Source organism: Shivajiella indica (assembly GCF_042683085.1).
In the GTDB taxonomy this organism is placed as follows: Bacteria; Bacteroidota; Bacteroidia; order Cytophagales; family Cyclobacteriaceae; genus Shivajiella; species Shivajiella indica.
Map to the genome: position 1 here is coordinate 262,907 of NZ_JBHUIV010000010.1, position 21,789 is coordinate 284,695.

Below are 21,789 nucleotides of genomic sequence, written 5' to 3' on the forward strand. Positions count from 1 at the left end.
TTAATATCTTCCTCTTGCAATGAGATTTTTTTAAGGGTAAAGAAATTTAAATCCTGATATCTAAAATCACCTCTGTTCCTTCACCTTTTTCGGAAGTGATTTTCAAGGTTGCCCCCATGTTTTCTGATCTTTTCTGCATATTGCTAAGTCCATTTCCATTATCGGCCTTTGCCAAATCGAATCCTGCTCCGTAGTCTCTTACACGCATATGAAGGTGTTTTTTCTTGATGGAAAAATGAATAAATGCCCTGCTTGATTTAGAATATTTCACCAGGTTATTGATGGCCTCTTTGAAAATTAAGAACAGGTCACGACGTGTATCCATAGGTAATTTAACCCCGTAAACATTTTCTTCAACTTCAAACCTGAAGTCTATATCCCTGGCATCCATGGCATTGGTGGAGAATTCTCTCATTCTGGCAATCACTTTCTCCATGCTGTCGTTTTGGGGTTTGATATTCCAAACAATGTCATCCATCGCTTCCATCATGCGTTGACTGTTATCAGATATTTTGGAGATATACTGACTGGTCTTTACAGGATCAGAGTTCAGTTTGGTTTTGGCCATGGTGCTCAAAATATTGATGGTGCTTAAAGTGGATCCCATATCATCGTGAAGGTCTCTTGCTACCCTGTTTCTCACTTTTACTACTGCCAATATTCTATTGATATGTAGCCTGTACATGACACCCAGAATAAATACTAAAGAAAGACCTATTAAAATTCTAAACCACCAGGTTTCATAAAATGGAGGCAAAATTCTGAAATAGAAGGATCCGATTGGAGAAGAAACCCCCTCCTCATTTTCACTCCTGAATTCCAGGGAATATTTTCCAGGGGGCAACAAAGAATAGACCGCCATATTGGTGAATCCACTCAGCTGCCATTCAGTATCTATGTCGGATAATCTGTGGAAATATTTAAGTTTATCCTGATTGGTGTAATTCAAAGTGCTGAAGAAAAAAGTGAAGGCATTCTGGTCATAGGAAAATGTCCTTTTTTTGTCTGTATTCAAAGAATCCACAAACAGAAAATGATCAAACAGTTTGATATTGGTCAAAGTAGGCCTGTCCGGTTTGATGGAACTGTTGAATTGACTGGGATTAAAACTGAAGAGGGAACTATAACCTGTAAAAATCATCCTATTGTCCGAGGTCAAAAGACCACCATGACCATCTCTTTCTATAAGTCCAAACCCGTCTTTTTTTCCATAATGAGTAAAAGAATTCTGGAAATAATTGTATCTACATATTCCTATAGGAGTATATATCCATAGAAATCCATCCTGATCTGCTTGCATATGAAGGATATCATTGCTGATCATCCCTTCCGAATACGATAAAATCCTGTTTTCTCCTGTATTGGCATTATAAGCATTCAAAAGGTCATATCCAAAGAAGAATATACTATCGTTCAGCTGTGTGATTTTTTCCTGTTTATTGGAAGAAAGAATTTTGTCATCAAGATGACGGATAGTTTCCCCTGATTTTCTGTCCAGTATATACACGCCATTATCGGAAGTGCAAACCCATACCCGGTCATTTTTGTCCACAAGGTGTGCAAATGAAAATCCGTTAAATTCCCTTACCAATTCGAAAGATTCATTTTCCAATGGTTTTCCGGCATTGTACCTGATCAGATCCCCGCGTTGGGTTGTAAACCAGATGTTTCCTTCCTCATCTTGGGAAATACTTCTGATTGTGGAATTCCTGAATATGGGGAATTTATAATTTCCCATTTTCTTTGTTTCCGGATCAATAACCTGCAATACACCCATTTGGGCACCGACCCAAACTAAACCCGAATTTCTTTCCTGGAGTATGCACCAGGGTTGCCTGTATTCCTTTGATTCAGGAAGAGCAGCTGAATAGCTTGGGCTTTTGATTTCATATAAATCCTGATCTAAAAAAAACAAACCTTTACCCCAGCTTGCTATCCAATATTCCCTATTGGAACTGTCTCTCATTTTTATTTCTGCGATAGACAAAAAAAGGTGTTTGGGTTCTTTTTCACGGAAAAAACGATAAAGAATGTCAGGAGAGTAATTGCTGTAATGGTAAATTCCTTCATCAGAGGCAAGCCAAATTCCACCCTCTTTATCTTCAAACATATGATAAATTTGAGAAAAGGGCATGAATTCATTTCTGATAAAATCAAAGTAGGGATTCCCTTCTATATTTTGGAAGAGATAATTGACACCATAATAAAATCTATCATAGCTTCGTGTTTCAAAAAAACCTATTACTTCACGATATTCTCCTTCGGGATTAAAAGTCAGTGCACCTAAATTTTTAAGATATTTTCCAGAATTCTCATCAAAAGCCAAAAATTTCTGATTTGGGTTCCAATAAACCATCCAATGTACCCTTTTGCTGTCAATATGATAGTCAAAAACTATCTTGACATCTTCATGGTCAAGATTGGGCAAATGAAGGGGGTTATTTCCTTTTGAGTAGGATTTTTTTTCTCTTGGATCATATACTGCCATTCCCTGTTGGCAGCCTACCCAATAAAATCCAGTCTTTTTATCTTCAAAAATGGTATTGGGTTGATAACCATCGGGTAAAGAAACCGGCACATTGTGGTCAGTAAAATTTTTCTTAATTGGGTCATAAACAAGAAGTTTATTCCTCCTGAGAAGGACAAAAATATTCCCTTTACTGTCCATCCATAGTTTTTCACCATGATACCTTACTTCACTTTTTTCAAATGGGACTTCTTGAAAGCTCATGTTGGAGGGATTGTAAATACCGTAGTGGTCCCCGTACCTGATCCACATTTGCCCTTGGGTGTCTTCCAATATTTGTCTGACCGGCTGCGCAGGTAATTTTACCGGATTTTCAATAGTAAATGAAAGAAAATACTTTCCATCAAAGCGTTGCAAGCCATTAGAGCTTCCTACCCACATATAACCTCTTTTATCCTGCCAGACAGTATACACGTTGTTGGAAGCCAGGCCATCATCCACAGTAATTCTATTGAAAAAACGGTTTGGATTGGCCTTTGATAGAAAAACCAACAAAAAAAAGAGAGAGAAAGTAATTATTGACCTCATTTTACTAGGTAAAAATACAAAGTGAATATCGTTTTTCTTCCAAAAAACACCTTAAATCACATCTATATGTGATGAAAACTTCCTGTTAACTGAGCAACTAAAGAAGAATAGAATCCATCTTTTTAAAGAATACAAATCTAAAATATGAAAAAGTTAATTTTATTCTATCTATCAATTATCATCGTGCTGTCCTTAAATGGTTGCCATGAAGAAATAAGTTTTCCAATAATTGAATCCATAACTGCCATAGCAGGTGAAGACCAAGAAGTATGGCTTAATTCTGAGGTACTATTGTATGGATCTTCGGAAGGAGCCACTGACCCTGTTGAATTTTATTGGTCTTTCAGATCAAAGCCTGAAGAAAGCACAACAGAAATTGTAAATCCCCACCAAGCAGATGCAAGTTTCAATCCAGATAAAGTTGGAGAATATATTCTGGAACTGAAAGCATCTAAAGGTGAATTATTCGATCTGGATGAATTAAAAGTAATTGTTCATTTTAAGGATAATGAAGGGCCCAATGAACCAGGAAACGGAAATTCACTTTTTTCGGACATTGATCAAGATTTGGTTTTGGAAGATGTGCATGAGGATCCTGCCATTCCAGATTACATAGTAAGTGCCGAAATAGCTGTCAATGCCAAATTAACAATTAAACCCGGGGTGGTCATTCAATTTGAAGAAAACACAGGCCTTAAAATCAACCCTTTAGGATCTATCAATGCGAAAGGAACAATCAACAACAGGATTTTTTTTACAGGAAAAGAAAAAATTAAAGGATTTTGGAAAGGGATTTTAATTTATAGCAATTCAGAAGAAAATGTGCTTGAAAATGTTTCCATTAGTTTTGGCGGAAGTGAAAGTTTTCAGGAAATGCCATTTATTAAAGGAAATTTGATTTTACAAGGTGATCAGATTTCTGCATCAGCCATTAACCTTAAAAACAGCACGATCTCAGAAAGTGGGGGGTATGGTTTATATTTGGCAGGGAAATCTTATTTTAATGTCTTTGAAAATAATAATTTTTCCAATAACCTCCTTGCAGCCGCCTATGTGCCTGCCGGACAACTGCACAAACTGAACTTTCATTCCAGATTCAATGATAATAACGGTTTCAATGGAATTGAAACCGGTGGTGAACTTGATCATTATGAAGCTATACAATGGACAGCCTTTAATGACAGATCAGCTTACTTGGTATCATCGGACTTGATCATAAAATCAGGATTGAAAATCATGGAAGGAGCCATTTTTGAAATGATTGCTAATAAAATGATTCAGATAGAAGGGAATGGATATTTGGACGCAACTGGTTCTGAAGTAAATAGGGTTGTTTTTACTGCCCGTGACAAAACACTCAATGGTTTTTGGAAAGGAATACATTTTAATAGTCTTTCTTTAAATAACAAACTGATAAGGACTGAAGTATCTTATGCAGGTTCCACGAAATTTTCAGGTTTTGATAAAAAAGGTAATGTATTGGTCAGTGGCAGGTTGCTTACCAGAGACTCCAGATTCCATCATGGGCTGGGATATGGGGTTGTTGCCCAGCAGCCCAATTTGATAAATAGTGATGTAGCCACTTCCAATATTTTTTCTGACTTTTCAGAGGGTTTTGCTTACCCGGAAGTCTTAAACAATCCGGAACCACCTTCAATTGTAGGTGATTGGGTGGACTGGTGGAGTTTAAATGAAGAATATTACACTGTGGATACAAAGCTATATGATAAAACCAATAATATTTGGTTTAAAGGTGGAGCAGATCCATGGAATATGACCGCTCAACAAGGCTTTGGGTTAAAGGTTTCAGAATCAGGTAAGTTTATTTGGACAATTGCGGAGAGGCATCATTTTGATCCTGGTTGTATTTCCTATTCTGCTGAATTCATTACAGGAACAATTCAAGTGACAAATTCCCTCCTGACTTTTTCTCAGGACTTTTGGAAAAGCAAATTCGAAAACAGTTGTGCCCCCGATCAGAATGTGGATGAGCAAATTACTCCCGGAAATATTCCTATTAAGTATGAAATCAACAGGGTATTCAATCCTAATTCAGGAAAGGTATTTTGGGAGTTGAAATTTACAAATCCCGACAATTCAACTTTCTCCTATTTTAGGCTTTGATCAAATTTCTCCTGGTTCCCCAATTATGGGATCAGGAGAAATTAACTTCCAATGATAGGATTTAAACCTTCAACTTTGACAATGAGAAATCACTAAATTGAATTGACTTATGAATACCAAATGCAGGTGCGTGAAGGAGGGTTAATAACCTACCTGCTGAAAAGCTCCAGCAATGGACAGAATGAACAGGTTTTCTTTTCCTATTCAAGATAGGTTCAATAAATGGTAAAAGCAGGTTTCTTCAGGAGAAAGTATCTATAATTTGAAATCGAATTTTCATGATGGTTATATCTACTTTAAAAATTAAGCATGTAAGGAACAATGAAAAAATAACCTTATATCCATCAATAATCAGAAAGGGAGACAAAGTATTTCTTATTGACTGTGGTTATGAAGAATCTTTTGAAGAATTCTTCATTGCACTAAAAAACGAAGGACTTTGTATAGACCAAATAAATGGAATTTTCATTTCCCATGATGATATAGATCATTTGGGAGGTCTAAAAAAGTTTAAAGAAAAAAATAAATCCATTCAGATTTTTTGTGGGGTATTGGAAGAAAATTCAATAAGTGGCAAAATAAAATCTGAAAGATTAATACAAGCAGAAAATCTTTTAGACTCCATGCCAGATATCAGCAAAAGTTGGGCTTTGGATTTTATTCAATCATTGAAAGACATTAAAAGATTTGAGGTTGATAAAACATTTGAGGATGGCGAGGTATTTGAAAATGATATCATCATCATTCACACACCAGGTCACACTAGAGGACATATTTCTTTTTTTATACCGGAACAAAAAACTCTAATTGCCAATGATGCATTGGTTCTGGAGAATGGAGAGTTTGGTTTAGCAAACCCCTCCTTCACATTGGATTTACAAAATGCCATTAATTCAATTCATAAACTGAAAGAACTCAAACCTCAAAAGGTAATTTGTTACCATGGCGGTATACTTGAAATGGACATTGATTCAAAACTGGATAAGTTAATTTCTCAATATTTATGACTATTAAATATTTTGTAATAACCTTAGAAATAATACATTGAAAATGAGAAAAGTAATATTATACATAGCCTGCAGTTTAGATGGGTTCATTGCCATGCCAGGAGATGACCTGTCATTTTTGGACAAGGTAGCCAAAGAAGGTGAGGATTATGGTTATAATGAATTTACGGAAGCTGTCGATACCGTGATTTTAGGTAGAAGAACCTATGAATGGGTGATGTCCAAAGTTCTGGAATTCCCCCATGCAAGCAAAGAAACATATGTGATCACCAGAGAAATAAGGGAACGTATCGGAAATATTCATTTTTATTCAGATGACCTTGAATCTTTGGTCAACAGGCTTAAAAGGAAAGAAGGGAAAGACATTTTTGTGGATGGCGGCTCAGAAGTAGTAAGAATGATGCTGCAGGTTAAGCTGATCGATGAAATGATAATTTCAATAATTCCTGTATTGCTTGGAGAAGGTATCCCACTGTTTGCCAAAGGTATTCCATATCAGGACCTTAAACTCCTAAGTTCAAAAAGCTTTGATACAGGATTGGTGCAATTACATTATGAAGTATTAAATGAATAGAAACTTGGAAATCAAATAGAAAAACAAAAAAATAAAATTTAGACATGAAAAGAATTTATTTTTATTTGCTGACCCCTTTAATTCTCTGTGGAATAATAAGTAACTCTGTTTTTGCTGAGGTTGAAACCTGCAATTGTCTGGACGAATTTGAATTTCTAAAAAGCTATATTGAAAGAAATCATGCTGCTTACAGGGACAATGTAAATGACAAAAACCTTGAAGAATATGGGGATTTCGTTGAGAATTTGAAAAAAGAGATCCAAAATGACCCAATTACCGATCATTGTATTGTTTATTTAAAAAGGTTTCTTTCTTTTTTTAAAGATAACCATACCCAAATCAATGATAGGGGGTATCAGGTGGATGAAAATAATGAAGAGGCTTTGAAGCAATTTTTTGCATCTTCCAGATTTCAGCAAAGGGAAAGGATTGAACTGGATATTCCAGCAATTGAAGCCTATTTGAATTCCGGAAATGCGGACATTGTAGAAGGGATTTACGAGACGCAAGATGGGGCCTATAGCGTGGCAGTCCTTCAAAATCAAACTGATTTTAGGGATTATTATGGGGTTATTTTAAATTCTAAAACCAGATTATGGGAACCTGGTCAGATTAAATTTGAACTTAAAGCATTGGGCGAAAACCGTTTTCAAGGGTATTTCTATTATAAATTTTATAATCTTAATTCCGAACAAGTGAATTTAGAGGGTAATGTGTTGGGCTCATGGATTAAAAAGGGGGCAGTTTCTCAGGAAAACCCAACACTTTCGTCCGGGCTGGAGCGAGATCAAAAACTTTTTGAATTCAAGAGATTGAAAGATGATATTGGTTATCTATCACTTAAGACTTTTGAAGGTTATTTTAAGAACCAGCTGGATTCGCTCATCATTGCTCACGAACAAGATCTTGGAAGAATTTCCAAATTGATCATCGATGTCAGAGGTAATGGTGGAGGCAGCGATGCCTTATTGGCACCTTTTATTCCTATGTTTTATACTGACACGCTGAAAACTGAATTGCCTCAATTATATGCTACAAAGGATAACTTAAAAACGTACTCTGATTTCTATGATCAAATAAAAAATGATTCTCTCCAATATGGTAAAAGTACAATGGATTATTTGAAGAAATTGATTCAAAAAATGGAAGTAGCCGGTGAAGGGGAATTTGTCAATATGTTTGATTCTATTGAGGAATTGGGAGAATCTATGGAGATCAATTTCGGATCGCAACAATTTGTTTTTATCAATGCAATGAGTGAGGATAAGCGATACCGTCTCACTTATTACCATCAGGATAAACCACTTCCTATTAAACCTGGAAAAATTGTGATCCTGATGGATAGGGGCTGTGCCAGTACCTGTGAAAATTTAATTTTGCTAGCCCGGCAAAGTGAAAAAGTAATTACATTAGGGCTAAACTCAGGTGGATATAAAGGATATGGGAATGTTTTTCCTGTCCAAACTCCCATGGGATATCAGCTTGGGATGAGTACAACCCGTTATGAAAAAGATAGCCAATACGAATTTATTGGAATTCCTCCTATGGTAAGAGCGGAAGGGAATGAAGATTGGATTGAAAGAGCGATAGAAATTTTAGATTCAAAATAATTTTTAAAATATAAACATTGAAGCAGATTAGACCTGTCAGGTTTTAAAACCTGTCAGGTCTTTCGCTTTTTTGACACTCAGAGATTTTGAAAAATTCAATTTTCCTTTTTCTTTGGATGAAGATCTTGGTATGCTTTCAGCTGATATTTGGCTTGAATTACATGTCTTTGGTTGTGTACTAATAGAAATTCAATAGCATCACAAGGTCTTAATAATACCAAAGAAGAAATGGAGCTGGAGATACTTCCCTTATTAAGGTCCTTGCCTCTTGCTTTTAAGAGAATTTCCTGAATTTCCTCAAGGTAATCGATGAATTCAGCCACAATTTGATATGGAGCAGCATTCTGAACGTTGGGATAATGCTTTTTTATGGCCTTGAATTTTTTTCCATTTTCAACTGGTTTCATCATATTGATGAAATAAGAACCAATCCAACTTAGTCTGATTGATGAGGTATCTTTTTCTGATTTTGAGGACTCCAATACTTTTTTGATTCGTGGTAAATAAAATGCAGCATAGCTATTGAGATGATCAAGGCATGCAGTTATAGACCAATTTCCGGAATCAGAAAAAATCAAAGCTTCCTCCGCAAGATTTTGAAAAATTTTGGTGGAAGTTTCCAATTGTTCTTCCACCAAAGTTTCCATTTTTTCTATCCAGTTCTCTTTATTCTGCAAATTCATAAATCAATTCTTTATTTTTTTCTAAAATTTTATGGGCTGAAAACAGGCCAATTGCAATTAGAAACATAATTGATTCAATAACTAACCATTGGTTTCCAAATGTACCCAAGGTTCCTTCAGAAAAGATGGTAATAATTCTCGAGAGCGCATAAAAGCCCCATAACATCCCTAAAAAGCCCAATCCCTGGATTGGGCTTTTAATTGAGAGGTAGATGAGTGTACAAACGATAGTAAGACCCACTCCACCGTAAATTCCTCTAATTGAGCTGAACGCGTCTGTGTTGGTAAGCTGAACCTGAACCAGATCCATGACAGATTGGGGTGAAAGAAAGGCCATTAGACTCACCGAGAGTAATGCCAATCCAGAAAACAAAATGAATACTCTGGAAAGCACGGTTAAGATTTTGATAGTTTTCATAATATATTTTGGTTTAGATTATATCACAAAATTGGCCTGTAGTAAGAAGTTTATTTTTGGTTTTTACCAAGATTTTTTCACTTTGATCGATTTTTTACAGCAAAAGAAAAAGAATCGGCAAAACTTAAAATTAGGTCAATTTAATTTTGGATTAAATATATTAAAATATTGTAAATCAAAGTTTTATACTATTTATTAATTTGCTAAAGTTAGTAGGGTCTATACCTATGTAATTTGCAAGATACTTATGAGGGATCATTTGTAAGATATGCGGGCTTCTATTCAAAAGCTTTCTGAATTTTTCCTCTGAACTGAAAGTCTGTAATTCCACCTGTCTTTCCAACACACCTGCCAATGCTCCTGTAATTCCTATTTTGATAAATTTTGCTATACCGGCATGTTTTAAAGAAAGTTTTTCAAGATCATCGTGATGGGCTCTAAGGAATTTTGAAGGAGTTAAAGCTTCATAGGCGAATTTTGAAGGAGTTCTCAGAATGAATGAATCCAGTATTCCCCCAAATGAATGTGGGTAGGTAAAGATCAAGGTGGCTTCTTTTTCCTGGTCTTCATAAAAAATCCGTTGGAGACCTTCAGTAATAAAGTAAAGGTTGTCTTCTCTTTTGCCTACAGGGGATAAACATTCCTTTCTTTTACAGGAGAATGGCTTCCAGATTTGGTGAAAATCCTGCCATTCCTCCTCAGACAAAGGTGAAATATTGTTGGTGATTACTTTTAATATTTCTTTCATCCTTATGATTCATGTTAAATATTACAATATGTTTTAATAATGATGATGAAAAAAGTTACAGTGTGGTTGCCTTTAATGCTTCAACTAAAATTAAACGATTTACTATTTGTAGACCAAATTCAAATCGGGCTTTTAAATTCTATTTTTGAATTGGTTGGGATGTGTTTTGTTTTGAAATCCGATTCGGGATAAAAATTTGACACTTCGGTAATTCGATTTGATTCTTAAGATGTATGACAGTGGATAATCCACTGATTTTATTGAAATTTATCCCAAATTGAATTATGGACCGCTTAAATGACAAATGGCTTAGATTAATAGGCGTCCCATTGACAGGGATGCTCTCCAACCTGGTGTTTTTTGATGCTCAAAATGAGGCAGCGGAAATCAGCAGGATTACTGCCATGGCTTTAAGTGTAGGAGAAAGTTTGCTGCTTTGGGAAACCAATCGGTTGGGAATTTTGCTTTCCAGAAGGAAGTTTCCAACTATAAAGGCCACAACAGCCAGAATTTCAACCCAGGTCATTTGGTTTATGGTGATGACTGTTACCACAAGATTTCTTTTGTCCTATTATTATGATTCAACCCAATTTTGGGGTTATGCTTTATCCTCTAGGGCTTATGTTTTTAATATAGTTGTTCCTTTTTTCTTCATCATACCCATAGCATCCATATATGAAGCCATGTATTTTTATAGGCAATGGTATAGATCTCATTTTGAAGGAGAAAAACTGAAGAAAGAACATTTACAGAGCCAGCTGCTTTCTCTGAAATCTCAACTCAACCCCCATTTTTTATTTAATAGCTTGAGTACCTTATCCTCTTTGATACCCGAAAATCCTGTTTTGGCAGAAAAATTCACAGATGAATTGGCGGATACTTACAGGTATGTTTTAAAGACCCAGGATCAGGTTTTATCTCCTTTGAAAGAAGAGTTGAATTTTATAAAGACCTATTTTAATCTCTTGGAAACTCGCTTTGGGAAAGGAATCAGGTTGGAGATACAGGTATATCCCCAATATGAAAACCATTATATTCCCTCATTAACTTTACAGCTATTGGTTGAAAATGCAGTAAAGCATAATGCAGTTTCGGACAAGACTCCTCTGGTAATAAAAATATTCACAGATGAAATGGGTAATTTGTTTGTGAAAAATAATCTAAATAAAAAGTTGAATATGGTAGCTTCCCCTCAAATGGGCCTGAGAAATATCATTTCCAAATATAAATTGCTCAATCAGCCTGAAGTGATCATCAATCATTCTGAGGAATCATTTCAGGTCCAATTGGCATTAATTTCTTCCCAAGAGATGACAAAAATGAAGTTGTCCGATGTAATCTAGAATTGTTGTATAATGGATGTATTGATCGTAGAAGATGAAAAACATAATGCCAGTAAGCTGAAAAGAAAACTTCAGCTTTTGAATAGGGAAATTGAAGTTTTGGGGGTTACTGAAACTATTGAAGAGACGGTCAATTGGTTGAAATACCATGGAGAGCCTGATCTGATTTTTTTGGATATTGAATTATCCGATGGTCAGTCATTTGAAATATTTCAAAGAATTAAAGTGAATTGCCCGATTATATTCACCACTGCATATGATGAGTTTGCCCTTAAGGCATTCGAGTTAAACAGTATTGACTATTTGCTAAAACCAATCAAAGAAGAAGATCTGTCAAGGGCCTTTGATAAGCTTGACCATATGAGGCATGCCTTAGGAGCAAAATCCGGAAACAATATAGTTGGCATAGAGAAACTGTTGGAAGACCTCAAATTGAATGTGGCAAACAGTCAACCAAAACGTGAACGGTTTTTGAGTAAAATGGGCCAAAGGCTGGTTTCTGTAGATATCCATGATATTGCTTACTTCTTTTCGAGAAATAAGATATCCCATATCAGGACCAAATCGGGAAAAGATTTTGTGGTGGATTATAATATGGATGAGATCCAGCAAATGCTGGATAATAAACGGTTTTTTAGATTGAACAGGCAGGTGATTTCCTCCATTGATTCAATAGAAAAAACCAATTTTTATTTTAATAATAAATTGAAAATCAACCTGGTTCCTGCATTTGAAGATGAGGTTTTAGTGAGTAGGGAACGGGCATCAGATTATAAAAAGTGGATGGGTGAATAATTTCCAGTTTGGAAATTTAACGTTTCGGTTTACTTTCCTTCCATTTGGGTAGGAAGCACCTTTTAAAAGATGTGGATTAACTCCAAATTTGATCCACTAAACCACTATAATTATGAAAAAGAAACTGCTTTTAATTTTGGCAACTTTCGGGTTTGTTTTTGGGCTATCAGCTCAGCAATTGACCCCCGATCAAATGATTTCCGATCTTACTGTCTTCAAAGAAGCTTTGGAGGCCAAACATCCGGAAATGTACAGATACACTTCAAAGGAAGAGTATGAACTGCTGTTTGAACTGGTAAAAAAGGGGATGAATCATGAAATGACCGTAAGGGAATTCTACCTATCTATGGCCCCGTTGGTTTCTGCGCTCCACTGCGGACACACTAAATGGATTTTAGCAGGGAAGGATATGTATTATCAATTTTATGAGGATAACCTTTTCCCTTTAAAACTGTATTTTGATATGGATCAGGCCTTTGTTCTGGGGCATTTTGCTGGGAAGGAAGTCCCCATATCTGCAGAATTGATTTCTATTAACGACCGACCAATAGGTGAGATTATTGATCTGATCAAGCAGAATTCATCTTTTGGAGATGGATTTTCCGAAGGTGGAAAATATTACCAGCTTAACCATTACTTTCCAGCGCTTTATTCTACAAATTTTGGAATCGCAGAAGAGTATGTTGTTGAAATAAAAATCGACGGAGAAATACAAAAATTAAGTTTTTCGGGAATCAGTCTGAACCAGATAAAAACAGATTCTCCGGAAAATCAAGGAGATGAAGGACCTTTTCAATTTGAGATTAAGGAAAGGAATGTAGCATGGCTGGATATTGATAGGTTCTTTGCTTATCCATCAGAACCTGATTTCAAGAAATTTCTAAAAAATTCCTTTACCCAAATCAATGAAAATCCGGTGGATGACCTGGTTATTGATTTAAGGGGAAATGAAGGAGGAAATGAGAACTGGGGTATTGAATTGTATAAATATATAGCAAAGGAGCCATTCAGATATTATGAAAGAATTTCTGTTAAGCAAAAACAGAAAGTTGATTTTGAATCCAAGACCTCTACCTTATTCAAGTTGGCTACTTTGTTCAATAAAAATGGAAAATACGGAAAAGAGTTTACCGTTCAAAAAGGATTGAAAAAGCAAAAACCTTATAAAATTGCTTATGGGGGTAGGGTGTATTTATTGTTGGATGGTCAGAGTTTTTCCGTCACTACCGAATTTGCTTCACGTGCCAAATCAGATGGCAGAGTTACAATTATAGGTTCTGAAACCGCAGGAGGTTATGCCATGAATACCAGCGGATTTTTCAGTATAGTAACCCTGCCCAATTCAAAAATTGATTTAGGAATTCCTTTGTTGGGATTTCATATGGAAAATTTGACAGATGTGAATCCAATGGATAGGGGAATTCTTCCTGATTATCCAGTTGAAGTCACGGTTCAGGATATTATTGGCAAAACCGATCCTATTATGGATTTTTCATTGGAGTTGATCAAAAAACCTAAGTTTATCATTTCACAACCAGCACTTTAAGCAAACCCTTTTTATGAAAAATATCTTATTGATCTGCACAGTTTTTCTGTGCCTTGGAAGGGGTATGTCCATTGCACAGGAGTCAAAAAGTCATGGAGCTGAAGCCAGCCTGGGTATAACAAGAGGAACCAACAAGTTACACGATTGGCAAGCCTCACCGATGCAATATTTCACGAATTCAAACGGGCTAAAAGGAGATTATAGAAGAATTACCCCTAGGAATCTATGGTATTTTGGTTTTGAGGCCGGAATGGGAGAAATGATTGCCCCAGCCCTTGGAAAAAGGCAATTCAGATTTGAAGAAGGGGGAGAACCTTTCTATTTGGTTCCTACCTTATATCAGGGGATGCTATTTGCGCAATACCTGAGAAAGGTTTCAACCCATTCCAAAAACACCAGTTATTTGGGCTTAAAAATCAGCGATTCATTCTTTTATGCAGATGGCTTGGCTATGAATATTTGGACCATGAACCTTTTGGAGTTCTCATCCAATTACACCTTCATCAGGAAATTTGGGGAAAGGCATCAAATAGAGGGCAATATTTCAATCCCCTTGGTAGCTTCTGTAGCTAGGATGCCCTTCAGTAATGTGGTTTCACAGCCTGACAAATCCCAAAGCAGGGCTTTTCTGGAAGGAGCTGAATGGGAATTCTTGGGGAAATATGTTCACCCGGAAATCGGAATTGCCTATCAATATGCTTTGTCCAAAAGGAATTCCATCAGGTTTACTTATCGGTACCAATGGCTGAGCTATGATCAACCCCGATCCATCAAGATGAGCGACCATCAAATCGGGTTGGCTTATGTCTATAAGTTTCAATTTTCTAAATAGTATCCGTTCACAATTTTAAAGTTTGAAGAAATGAAAAATATGAATAATAAAAGTTCATTGCGGTTTCTCCTTTTGGGCGTTCTAATGATGATTTTGACAATAATAAGTTCATGCAATGACCTTATGTTGGGAGAGGAACCTCAAAACACACCTGTGGAGAATTTTGAGGTTTTATGGAACGAGTTTGACAGGATGTATGCCTTATTTGAAGTTAAAAACCTGGATTGGAATCAGATTTATCTGGAATACAAACCCAGGGTAAATGATAATATGTCATCTGATGAATTATTTGATCTAGTATCAGAAATGTTGGCAGAACTTAATGATGGACATGTATGGATGGTTAAACCGGATCCCGGTTTTCGAAGATTTGATAGTGGCCCGGTTTACCCAAAGGGCGATTTTGATCTTGATTTGGTCAGAAATAAATTGTCTGAAGAACATATCATAGGAAACAGTGTAGAACCTGATGTGATTTACGGGAAATTCGATGGAGAAATAGGATATATATATATTGAAAATCTGGGTATGAATCCGGGTTTTTATTATGATGCCTTAAAGACCATCATCCCATACATGACCAATACAAAAGGTTTGATCTTTGATGCCAGAGGGATAGAAGGAGGCTATGACAGGTCTTCCCAAGAGGTAGCGGGATTTTTTACAAAAGAATCCAAATTGTATATGCGTACAAAATTCAAAAATGGTCCAGGTCATGATAATTTTGGACATCCCATAGAGTGGAGGACTACTCCCAATATGGATATCAGTTACAATAAACCGGTGAAAGTATTGACCAACAGACAAACTGGTAGTGCCGGAGAGACCTTTGTGTTGGCCATGAAGACTATTGAGCATGTGAAAGTTTTAGGAGATTCAACTTATGGAGCCTTTTCAGACAATCCAAAAAGAGAACTGCCAAATGGTTGGATATATGCCATCAGCACTGGAGATTTTAGGGACGCAAACGGAATCAGTTATGAAGGGAAGGGAATTCCTCCCCATGAGCTGATTCAGAATACCATAGCTGAAGTCCAATCCGGATTGGATAAAGTCTTGGAAAAAGCAATCGAAGAATTGAAGGAAAATTAAAAAATCATTAACTGAATTTTTGGAACAGGATGTTGAAAAATATCCTGTTCTTTTATTTTTAATAAGTTGATGGAAAAGCAACCTTGTTTTGGTTTTTTAAATCATTCGGTAATTAAGCTCCTAATTGATGTCAATAATTATCTTGTACTATATATGAAAAAGAGACTTGAAAATAAAATTACATTGGTAACCGGTGCGGCAAGAGGAATTTGATCCATTATGCAACTTTTCAAAAAGGAAGTGTATCTACTTAATTGAGACATCACTTTAGATCAAATTAGATGGCAGGGATAAATAAATTATTACTTTTAGGCGCAACAGGTAGAACAGGTAGAGAAGTTCTTGATTTGGCCTTAAGTAAAGGGTATCGTGTCAATGTGTTGGTAAGAGATAGAAAAAAGGTTCATCATAAACATGTAAACCTTTTGGTATTTGAAGGAGATACCAGAATCCCCAAAGACCTACATCCATCTATGGATGGATGTCAGGCAGTGATTTCTTGCCTGAATATCTCCAGGACTTCAGATTTTCCTTGGGCCCCTTTAAGAACACCGGAAAATTTTTTATCCCTGACCATGAAAAACCTCATTGGGGCCTGCCATGATAAGGATGTAAAAAGATTGGTTTTTACCTCTGCATGGGGAGTAGGGGAAAGCGTAAATACGCTTCCGGCCTGGTTTTCATGGTTAATTGATAACAGTAACATTGCTCCAGCTTACCTGGAACATGAAAGGCAGGAATCTATGGTCAGAAACTCCGGGCTGGACTGGACCATTGTTCGGCCTGTTGGTTTGGTCAATTCAAAAAAAAGAAAACCGGTTAAGGTGATATTAAATAATCATGAAAGGCCATCTTTAACGATAAGCAGAAAAGATACCGCAGGATTTTTATTGGATTCTTTGGAAAATAGGAAATTGATACACCACATTCCATTAATCTGCTCCTAAAATGAAAAAAATTAACTTTCTCTTTTTGCTCTTTTTTATCCTCTTGTTGCTGACCAAAGCATATGGAACTATTTTGGAGGATGGTATCAGTTTTATTAGAGTAATTGGATGGTTTGATTTTGTTTGGTTGGGCCTTGGCTGGGTTTTTGCAAATTTTCAAGGAAAAGCCGGACTTCCGCAAATTCTCGGAAATGAGAGAGAAAGAAAAAAGTGGATAATTCCCTTTGCAACTGGGATGGCTTTTGCCTTTTTGGATGTTTTGGTAATTGAAGGACTATTGAGAAATGAACCCCATACCACCTTACCACCTTATACCCAGCCTTTTCCATATTCCCTTTTTCTCTTTTTTGTTGGCGGCCTTTACATGGAAATTGTTTATAAGCTGATTCCTTTGACTCTTTTTCTTTTGATTATTGAAAAATATGTCATTTCAAGGTTGAAAAATCATTTAATCTTGGTGGTTGTTTTCCTGCTTTCAATTTGGGAACCATTGGAACAAATGCCTTCTGAACCGAAGTTGTTTATTGTGTACAGTTTGGTTTCCGGTTTTACTTTCAATTTCATCCAACTTTATTTTTTCAGGAAATGGGGATGGATTTTCTCTCTCATCTGCAGGTTGGGATTATATTTGATTTGGCATGTTCTACTTGGAGTTTGGATTGAATATTTTGTGATTAAATAATAGTATAGGCTTATTTTTCAAAACCTTCAGACTGCCAGATTTGAAGAATTCCGTTTTGGTTATATATGATCATGGCTTCGAGGTCAGGGTTTACATTGATCATTTTCTGGGATTCTTCTAAACTCAGAATCATGCAAATTGTAGCCATAGCATCAGCCTGGATGCAAGAGGGTGCTTTGATGCTGGTGGAAAGGATGCCATTGCTTATTGGATATCCTGTTCGTGGATCAATTAAATGTGAATGTTTGTTTCCTTTATCATCCACATAAAATTTGTCCAGACTTCCGGAACTTGAATAGGCAGTATTTTTAAGATTGACTCTTTTTTCAAGTAGGTTATTCCCTTTTAAATCTTTTGGAATATTTGTAAAGAAATTATGGAAGTTTTGATTATTTGGTTTACCTGATGATACCCCATCCAATCCAAATTCCATTTGAAAATTGACAACACCTCTATTTTTAAAGTATTCGCTTAATAGGTCAATAAGATGACCTTTGTCCAAATAATTCAGATCCAACATAGTTCCTGGTATTCTGGAACTGATACGTCCTGGGGTGATTTCAATGTTGCCAGGATCACACAAGGCCTTCAAAGAATCAACCCTTTCAACTGTCATTTCTTTTTTATTGGAAAATTCATTTCCCCAGGCCGTTATCAATGGTAATATACTATGGCTTACTACACCTCCTGAAATCTCATAGTAATGTAAAGATTCTTTCAGAAGCCCATATAAGTGCGGGGAAAAGTTTTCCGCTTTTCCATACTTGTTAAACTGGGAGATATCAGAATCAGGAATGTTTATATTTACAGCACGGTCAAAATCATTGATCAGTGAGTCCAATTCCCTTTCGAGGCTTGGATCTCCTTGATACGAAATAGAATAAAAAACGCCCAATGCCTTTCCTTCTAAAAAAACAAAGGGTTCTTTTTCCGCTTTATATTCAGACCAAAGGATTCCTGCAGCAATTAGGACAGTAATGCTTAAGGGGATAAATAGTTGTTTTGTCAACTTCATATTAATTCTCCCAGAAATATTCATTTACTCCTTGACCGCAGGATTCGGTGTAGTAGTAAATATGTCTTCCAAAATCCCTGAATTTAGGTTTTTTGATTGACATTAAATCAGGACAATCTGTAAACAATTGATGAAAACTTTTCCGATAACTACCCTTTTTTACTTTAAATGTAGAAGAGCCTTCTTTAGAAACTAAATAAACACGCTGCATTTCCCCTGTTAAGGTAATAGTCCCCTTTCTGAGAGGAGTCGTTTTTCTCGCATTTACTGCATGAAAAACCTCTATTTTATCGTCAAAATGGGGGTTGAGAAGTTGAAGAAGTAATTCTTTGCCACCGTTTAATTGTGCATTTCTGAACACAACATAATCATTCTGTTTGATGGCACTTCTATCAGTTTTTATCATCGCCTTTATGGAGGCAGAACTTTCATTTAGATATTGTGCTTTAACCATTTCATTGGAAAAAATACCCAACTCAAAGATTTCAATGGCTTTGAATTCATGTTTAATGCCGGAATCGTCCATGAGCTTTACTTTATTTATTCCTCTACCACTTGTTGAATTTAAAAGCTGACCTGAAATTTTATCTCCATTTTTTAAAATGAGGTAAACTTCCCGGGATAAGGGCATTTCCTCCAAAGGTGGTAAGAGGGCTTGAGCTTTTGCCTGAATAAGACTTAAAAGCCATAGCACGATAAGGATCAATAATATTCTGTTCATGGCTGCTTTTTTTGGGTAGATGGATTCGGGACAGTTGAAGTTGCATAAGGAGGTCTGCACAGTTAACTGAATCACATCATTATGTGATTTTTAATAGTAAATGCAACTATTTATTTTATTGAATCATCAGTATGCTATAAAAATTTCAAAATCAATAACCAACTAATTATTTACAACTATGAAAAATTCTATTTTTAAAACCGTCTTTTTTTTCATGTTCCTCCTGGGTATTGGAGCATGTAATTCAGAAGAATCTCTTCCACCGGTAAATCCCTTTATCGGGGAATGGCAAGCTGCAGATGATCAATTTCTTATTCTTACTGTTGATGGCGAAGAAAAAACTTTGGCTGAATTTGGAGTTCAAATTTTAAAAACAAATCCAATTTCGGCTGAAACAACAGCTGCAGATTATTTACGCCATACGATTATGGGGCCTATTGATATTTATGAACCTGAAATTTTAATAGCTCCCCAAGAGTTATTTTCTGCAACCGTTGCAGGGGAAAGAGTAGCTGGAATCTGGAAATTACAGAATGCCGGCTCTGTCTTACATTTTAATTCTCTGGATCTAAGAGAAAATGGTTACTTTTATAATGTTAAAAGATTGTCTGGCAATGAGTTAGATCTGGAATGGTCATGGGAGATGAGTTATATTGGGGAGAATTCAGGAGTGTATGACGTCCATTTAGTGATTAAGCTCAAAAAATAGCTGGCCAAGAAACTCAGAAATTTCCGTTCAAAGCCTTTGTCAACACAGGATATTAGGTGTTAGACCAAATTAATAGGGAATTCTGAATAAAGAGGACTAATTATGGGAAAAAAAATTAATGTTATCGCAATTGGTTTTTTATGTGGTGTATTTTCCTGTCAAAAACCAATTCAAGAATTTGTAACTGAAAGCGATCCCTTTCAAGAGGCTATGAGCCTTTGTTTTGTGCCAGCTGGTATGAAATGGGATTTTACCGAAGGCAAAGCTCCTTTATTGGAAGGAATGGATCTTTTGGATTTTCCGGTTTCGACCGAAAGTTCTGAAGCCAGGAAATATTTCAGTCAAGGGCTTTTATTGGCATATGCTTTCAATCATGCTGAAGCAGAACGCTCATTTCAATATGCAGCATCTTTGGATCCTGATTTTGCTATGGCTTATTGGGGTCAGGCCTATGTTTTGGGCCCCAATTATAATGCAGGGATGGAACCTGAACATTACCGATTGGCTTTTGAGGCCATTCAAAAAGCCAAATCCAAACTGAACCAAGTTTCAGAAAAAGAAGCTGCGTTTATCATGGCTATGGACAAGCGGTATGTGGCAGAACCAAGAGAAGACCGGTCTGAATTGGACCTTGCTTATGCCCAGGCTATGTCCAAAGTCTGGGAGAAATACTCAGATGATGCAGATGCGGGCACATTGTATGCAGAGGCATTGATGGATCTACAGCCCTGGGACCTATGGGACAAAGAAGGTAATCCAAAGGGTAATACTCCCATTATACTTGATGTTTTAGAATCGGTATTGGAAAGCCATCCTGAGCACCCTGGAGCACACCACCTTTATATCCATGCAGTAGAAGGGTCAAAAAATCCTGAAAGGGGCTTGAATTCCGCAAGAAAATTTGACAAAGGCTTGACACCAATGGCAGGCCATTTGGTCCATATGCCCTCCCATATTTATATCAGGACAGGGAATTACCATGAAGGTACACTTTCTAATCTCAGGGCTGCCAAAGTCGACAGCCTATATATTCAGACCTGTGAAGCTCAAGGAACTTATCCCTTGGCTTATTTTCCGCACAATTATCATTTTATGGCGGGAACTGCCATTTTGGAAGGCAGCAGTAAATGGGCTGTTTTTGCTGCGGACAGGCTTTACGAACATTTGGAACTTGGTTTGATGGAGGAGGAGGGGCTGGAAGTGATTCAGCATTTTTCTACTATTCCCTATTTTGTCAGGGTGAAATTTGGTCTTTGGGATGAGCTTTTGAATTTATCTTTATGGGAAAAAGGAACGGATTATCAGGAAGGAATCAGGCATTATGCTATGGGTATGGCCTATCTTGGGAAAGGAGATTTGAATTCGGCTAAAAAAGAGCTTCAATCATTACAGAAAATATCCAACCTAGATTACCTGGGAGAAAAAACAATTTGGGGTATCAATTCGCTTCAATCCATACTTAAAATTGCTGCATTGATTCTCGAAGGTGAATGGCTTGCAAGTAACCATAATTTTGGTGAAGCCATTCAGAAGCTTTCTGAAGCTTCAAGTCTTGAAGATCAATTGTTGTATAACGAACCACCTGATTGGTTTTTGTCCACGCGACACCATTTAGGAGCTGTTCTTTTAGAAGCGGGGAAATACCAGGAAGCTGAGTCAGTCTTCAGAAAAGACTTAGAAGAATACCCAAATAATGGTTGGGCATACTATGGTTTGATGTTGGCATTGGAGAAATCCGGAAATTCAAATGAACTCGAAAAAGTGGACAAGTTATTTTCATCTGCTTGGAGTACAGCTGATATCAAGCTTACTTCTTCAAGGATAAAATAGAGGAAAAAGTGATCTACTTTTTTGCACCTAAAATAATTGTACAAAAAAAGGGATTGGA

At 36.5% G+C, this 21,789-nt stretch carries 19 protein-coding genes; 13 read left to right on the top strand and 6 right to left on the bottom strand.

Annotation, left to right across the window (positions count from 1 at the left end):
* Nucleotides 1-46 precede the first annotated feature (46 nt).
* The gene (locus ACFSKV_RS04535) at nt 47-3,055 is read right to left on the bottom strand and encodes a ligand-binding sensor domain-containing protein (protein ID WP_380800690.1); all 3,009 of its coding nucleotides are present in this window, start codon (nt 3,053-3,055) and stop codon (nt 47-49) included.
* Nucleotides 3,056-3,199: 144 nt separating this feature from the next.
* On the opposite strand from ACFSKV_RS04535, the gene ACFSKV_RS04540 reads away from it, so the two are divergent.
* The 4 genes from ACFSKV_RS04540 (at nt 3,200) to ACFSKV_RS04555 (ending at nt 8,370) form a co-directional block, all read left to right on the top strand.
* Entirely contained in the window at nt 3,200-5,179 is a 1,980-nt protein-coding gene (locus ACFSKV_RS04540) for a hypothetical protein (RefSeq protein WP_380800691.1), read from the top strand.
* A gap of 278 nt (nt 5,180-5,457) precedes the next feature.
* Nucleotides 5,458-6,186: an MBL fold metallo-hydrolase gene (locus tag ACFSKV_RS04545; RefSeq protein ID WP_380800692.1), complete on the top strand. Its 729-nt coding sequence runs from the start codon at nt 5,458-5,460 to the stop codon at nt 6,184-6,186.
* 43 nt (nt 6,187-6,229) lie between these two features.
* Nucleotides 6,230-6,760 carry a dihydrofolate reductase family protein gene (locus ACFSKV_RS04550; protein WP_380800693.1) on the top strand — a complete coding sequence of 177 codons (531 nt, stop codon included), beginning with the start codon at nt 6,230-6,232 and terminating at the stop codon, nt 6,758-6,760.
* Between the two features lie 44 nt (nt 6,761-6,804).
* A complete protein-coding gene (locus ACFSKV_RS04555; RefSeq protein ID WP_380800695.1) occupies nt 6,805-8,370 on the top strand; it encodes a S41 family peptidase in 1,566 nt (521 codons plus the stop codon).
* 95 nt (nt 8,371-8,465) lie between these two features.
* Here the strand turns inward: ACFSKV_RS04555 and ACFSKV_RS04560 are convergent, their stop codons facing one another.
* The 3 genes from ACFSKV_RS04560 to ACFSKV_RS04570 form a co-directional block, all read right to left on the bottom strand.
* On the bottom strand, nt 8,466-9,053 hold the full coding sequence (locus ACFSKV_RS04560; protein WP_380800696.1) for a DinB family protein: 588 nt from the start codon (nt 9,051-9,053) through the stop codon (nt 8,466-8,468).
* Nucleotides 9,037-9,471 (bottom strand): DUF4345 domain-containing protein, encoded by a 435-nt coding sequence (locus tag ACFSKV_RS04565; RefSeq protein WP_380800697.1) that lies wholly within the window; start codon nt 9,469-9,471, stop codon nt 9,037-9,039. Before ACFSKV_RS04565 ends, ACFSKV_RS04560 begins: the two co-directional genes overlap by 17 nt.
* Before the next feature lie 175 nt (nt 9,472-9,646).
* Entirely contained in the window at nt 9,647-10,219 is a 573-nt protein-coding gene (locus ACFSKV_RS04570; protein ID WP_380800698.1) for a Crp/Fnr family transcriptional regulator, read from the bottom strand.
* A gap of 284 nt (nt 10,220-10,503) precedes the next feature.
* On the opposite strand from ACFSKV_RS04570, the gene ACFSKV_RS04575 reads away from it, so the two are divergent.
* From ACFSKV_RS04575 to ACFSKV_RS04605, 7 genes are all read left to right on the top strand, one after another.
* Nucleotides 10,504-11,562 carry a sensor histidine kinase gene (locus ACFSKV_RS04575; protein ID WP_380800699.1) on the top strand — a complete coding sequence of 353 codons (1,059 nt, stop codon included), beginning with the start codon at nt 10,504-10,506 and terminating at the stop codon, nt 11,560-11,562.
* Nucleotides 11,563-11,574: 12 nt separating this feature from the next.
* Nucleotides 11,575-12,357, top strand: coding sequence for a LytR/AlgR family response regulator transcription factor (locus ACFSKV_RS04580; protein ID WP_380800700.1), 783 nt, complete (start codon nt 11,575-11,577; stop codon nt 12,355-12,357).
* 112 nt (nt 12,358-12,469) lie between these two features.
* Nucleotides 12,470-13,903 carry a S41 family peptidase gene (locus ACFSKV_RS04585; RefSeq protein WP_380800701.1) on the top strand — a complete coding sequence of 478 codons (1,434 nt, stop codon included), beginning with the start codon at nt 12,470-12,472 and terminating at the stop codon, nt 13,901-13,903.
* 13 nt (nt 13,904-13,916) lie between these two features.
* Nucleotides 13,917-14,735, top strand: a complete 819-nt coding sequence (locus tag ACFSKV_RS04590; RefSeq protein ID WP_380800702.1) for a hypothetical protein — start codon at nt 13,917-13,919, stop codon at nt 14,733-14,735.
* Between the two features lie 39 nt (nt 14,736-14,774).
* Entirely contained in the window at nt 14,775-15,827 is a 1,053-nt protein-coding gene (locus ACFSKV_RS04595; protein WP_380800703.1) for a S41 family peptidase, read from the top strand.
* A gap of 281 nt (nt 15,828-16,108) precedes the next feature.
* Nucleotides 16,109-16,774 carry an NAD(P)-dependent oxidoreductase gene (locus ACFSKV_RS04600; protein ID WP_380800704.1) on the top strand — a complete coding sequence of 222 codons (666 nt, stop codon included), beginning with the start codon at nt 16,109-16,111 and terminating at the stop codon, nt 16,772-16,774.
* Nucleotide 16,775: 1 nt separating this feature from the next.
* Nucleotides 16,776-17,456: a hypothetical protein gene (locus tag ACFSKV_RS04605; protein ID WP_380800705.1), complete on the top strand. Its 681-nt coding sequence runs from the start codon at nt 16,776-16,778 to the stop codon at nt 17,454-17,456.
* A gap of 10 nt (nt 17,457-17,466) precedes the next feature.
* Here the strand turns inward: ACFSKV_RS04605 and ACFSKV_RS04610 are convergent, their stop codons facing one another.
* The gene (locus ACFSKV_RS04610) at nt 17,467-18,471 is read right to left on the bottom strand and encodes an FAD:protein FMN transferase (protein ID WP_380800707.1); all 1,005 of its coding nucleotides are present in this window, start codon (nt 18,469-18,471) and stop codon (nt 17,467-17,469) included.
* 1 nt (nt 18,472) lies between these two features.
* Nucleotides 18,473-19,192, bottom strand: a complete 720-nt coding sequence (locus tag ACFSKV_RS04615; protein WP_380800708.1) for a hypothetical protein — start codon at nt 19,190-19,192, stop codon at nt 18,473-18,475.
* Nucleotides 19,193-19,370: 178 nt separating this feature from the next.
* Here ACFSKV_RS04615 and ACFSKV_RS04620 point away from each other — a divergent pair, with 178 nt between their 5' ends.
* Both ACFSKV_RS04620 and ACFSKV_RS04625 read left to right on the top strand, forming a co-directional pair.
* Nucleotides 19,371-19,901: a hypothetical protein gene (locus ACFSKV_RS04620; RefSeq protein ID WP_380800709.1), complete on the top strand. Its 531-nt coding sequence runs from the start codon at nt 19,371-19,373 to the stop codon at nt 19,899-19,901.
* Nucleotides 19,902-20,003: 102 nt separating this feature from the next.
* Nucleotides 20,004-21,731 (top strand): hypothetical protein, encoded by a 1,728-nt coding sequence (locus ACFSKV_RS04625; protein WP_380800710.1) that lies wholly within the window; start codon nt 20,004-20,006, stop codon nt 21,729-21,731.
* Nucleotides 21,732-21,789: the final 58 nt, after the last annotated feature.

Bases quoted from the DNA above. Each gene is read 5' to 3' on its own strand.
- ACFSKV_RS04615 (WP_380800708.1), bottom strand. From the start codon at position 19,192: ATGAACAGAATATTATTGATCCTTATCGTGCTATGGCTTTTAAGTCTT.
- ACFSKV_RS04595 (WP_380800703.1), top strand. From the start codon at position 14,775: ATGAATAATAAAAGTTCATTGCGGTTTCTCCTTTTGGGCGTTCTAATG.
- ACFSKV_RS04550 (WP_380800693.1), top strand. From the start codon at position 6,230: ATGAGAAAAGTAATATTATACATAGCCTGCAGTTTAGATGGGTTCATT.
- ACFSKV_RS04600 (WP_380800704.1), top strand. From the start codon at position 16,109: ATGGCAGGGATAAATAAATTATTACTTTTAGGCGCAACAGGTAGAACA.
- ACFSKV_RS04605 (WP_380800705.1), top strand. From the start codon at position 16,776: ATGAAAAAAATTAACTTTCTCTTTTTGCTCTTTTTTATCCTCTTGTTG.
- ACFSKV_RS04625 (WP_380800710.1), top strand. From the start codon at position 20,004: ATGGGAAAAAAAATTAATGTTATCGCAATTGGTTTTTTATGTGGTGTA.
- ACFSKV_RS04620 (WP_380800709.1), top strand. From the start codon at position 19,371: ATGAAAAATTCTATTTTTAAAACCGTCTTTTTTTTCATGTTCCTCCTG.
- ACFSKV_RS04590 (WP_380800702.1), top strand. From the start codon at position 13,917: ATGAAAAATATCTTATTGATCTGCACAGTTTTTCTGTGCCTTGGAAGG.
- ACFSKV_RS04545 (WP_380800692.1), top strand. From the start codon at position 5,458: ATGATGGTTATATCTACTTTAAAAATTAAGCATGTAAGGAACAATGAA.
- ACFSKV_RS04555 (WP_380800695.1), top strand. From the start codon at position 6,805: ATGAAAAGAATTTATTTTTATTTGCTGACCCCTTTAATTCTCTGTGGA.
- ACFSKV_RS04610 (WP_380800707.1), bottom strand. From the start codon at position 18,471: ATGAAGTTGACAAAACAACTATTTATCCCCTTAAGCATTACTGTCCTA.
- ACFSKV_RS04560 (WP_380800696.1), bottom strand. From the start codon at position 9,053: ATGAATTTGCAGAATAAAGAGAACTGGATAGAAAAAATGGAAACTTTG.
- ACFSKV_RS04585 (WP_380800701.1), top strand. From the start codon at position 12,470: ATGAAAAAGAAACTGCTTTTAATTTTGGCAACTTTCGGGTTTGTTTTT.
- ACFSKV_RS04570 (WP_380800698.1), bottom strand. From the start codon at position 10,219: ATGAAAGAAATATTAAAAGTAATCACCAACAATATTTCACCTTTGTCT.
- ACFSKV_RS04565 (WP_380800697.1), bottom strand. From the start codon at position 9,471: ATGAAAACTATCAAAATCTTAACCGTGCTTTCCAGAGTATTCATTTTG.
- ACFSKV_RS04575 (WP_380800699.1), top strand. From the start codon at position 10,504: ATGGACCGCTTAAATGACAAATGGCTTAGATTAATAGGCGTCCCATTG.
- ACFSKV_RS04580 (WP_380800700.1), top strand. From the start codon at position 11,575: ATGGATGTATTGATCGTAGAAGATGAAAAACATAATGCCAGTAAGCTG.
- ACFSKV_RS04535 (WP_380800690.1), bottom strand. From the start codon at position 3,055: ATGAGGTCAATAATTACTTTCTCTCTCTTTTTTTTGTTGGTTTTTCTA.
- ACFSKV_RS04540 (WP_380800691.1), top strand. From the start codon at position 3,200: ATGAAAAAGTTAATTTTATTCTATCTATCAATTATCATCGTGCTGTCC.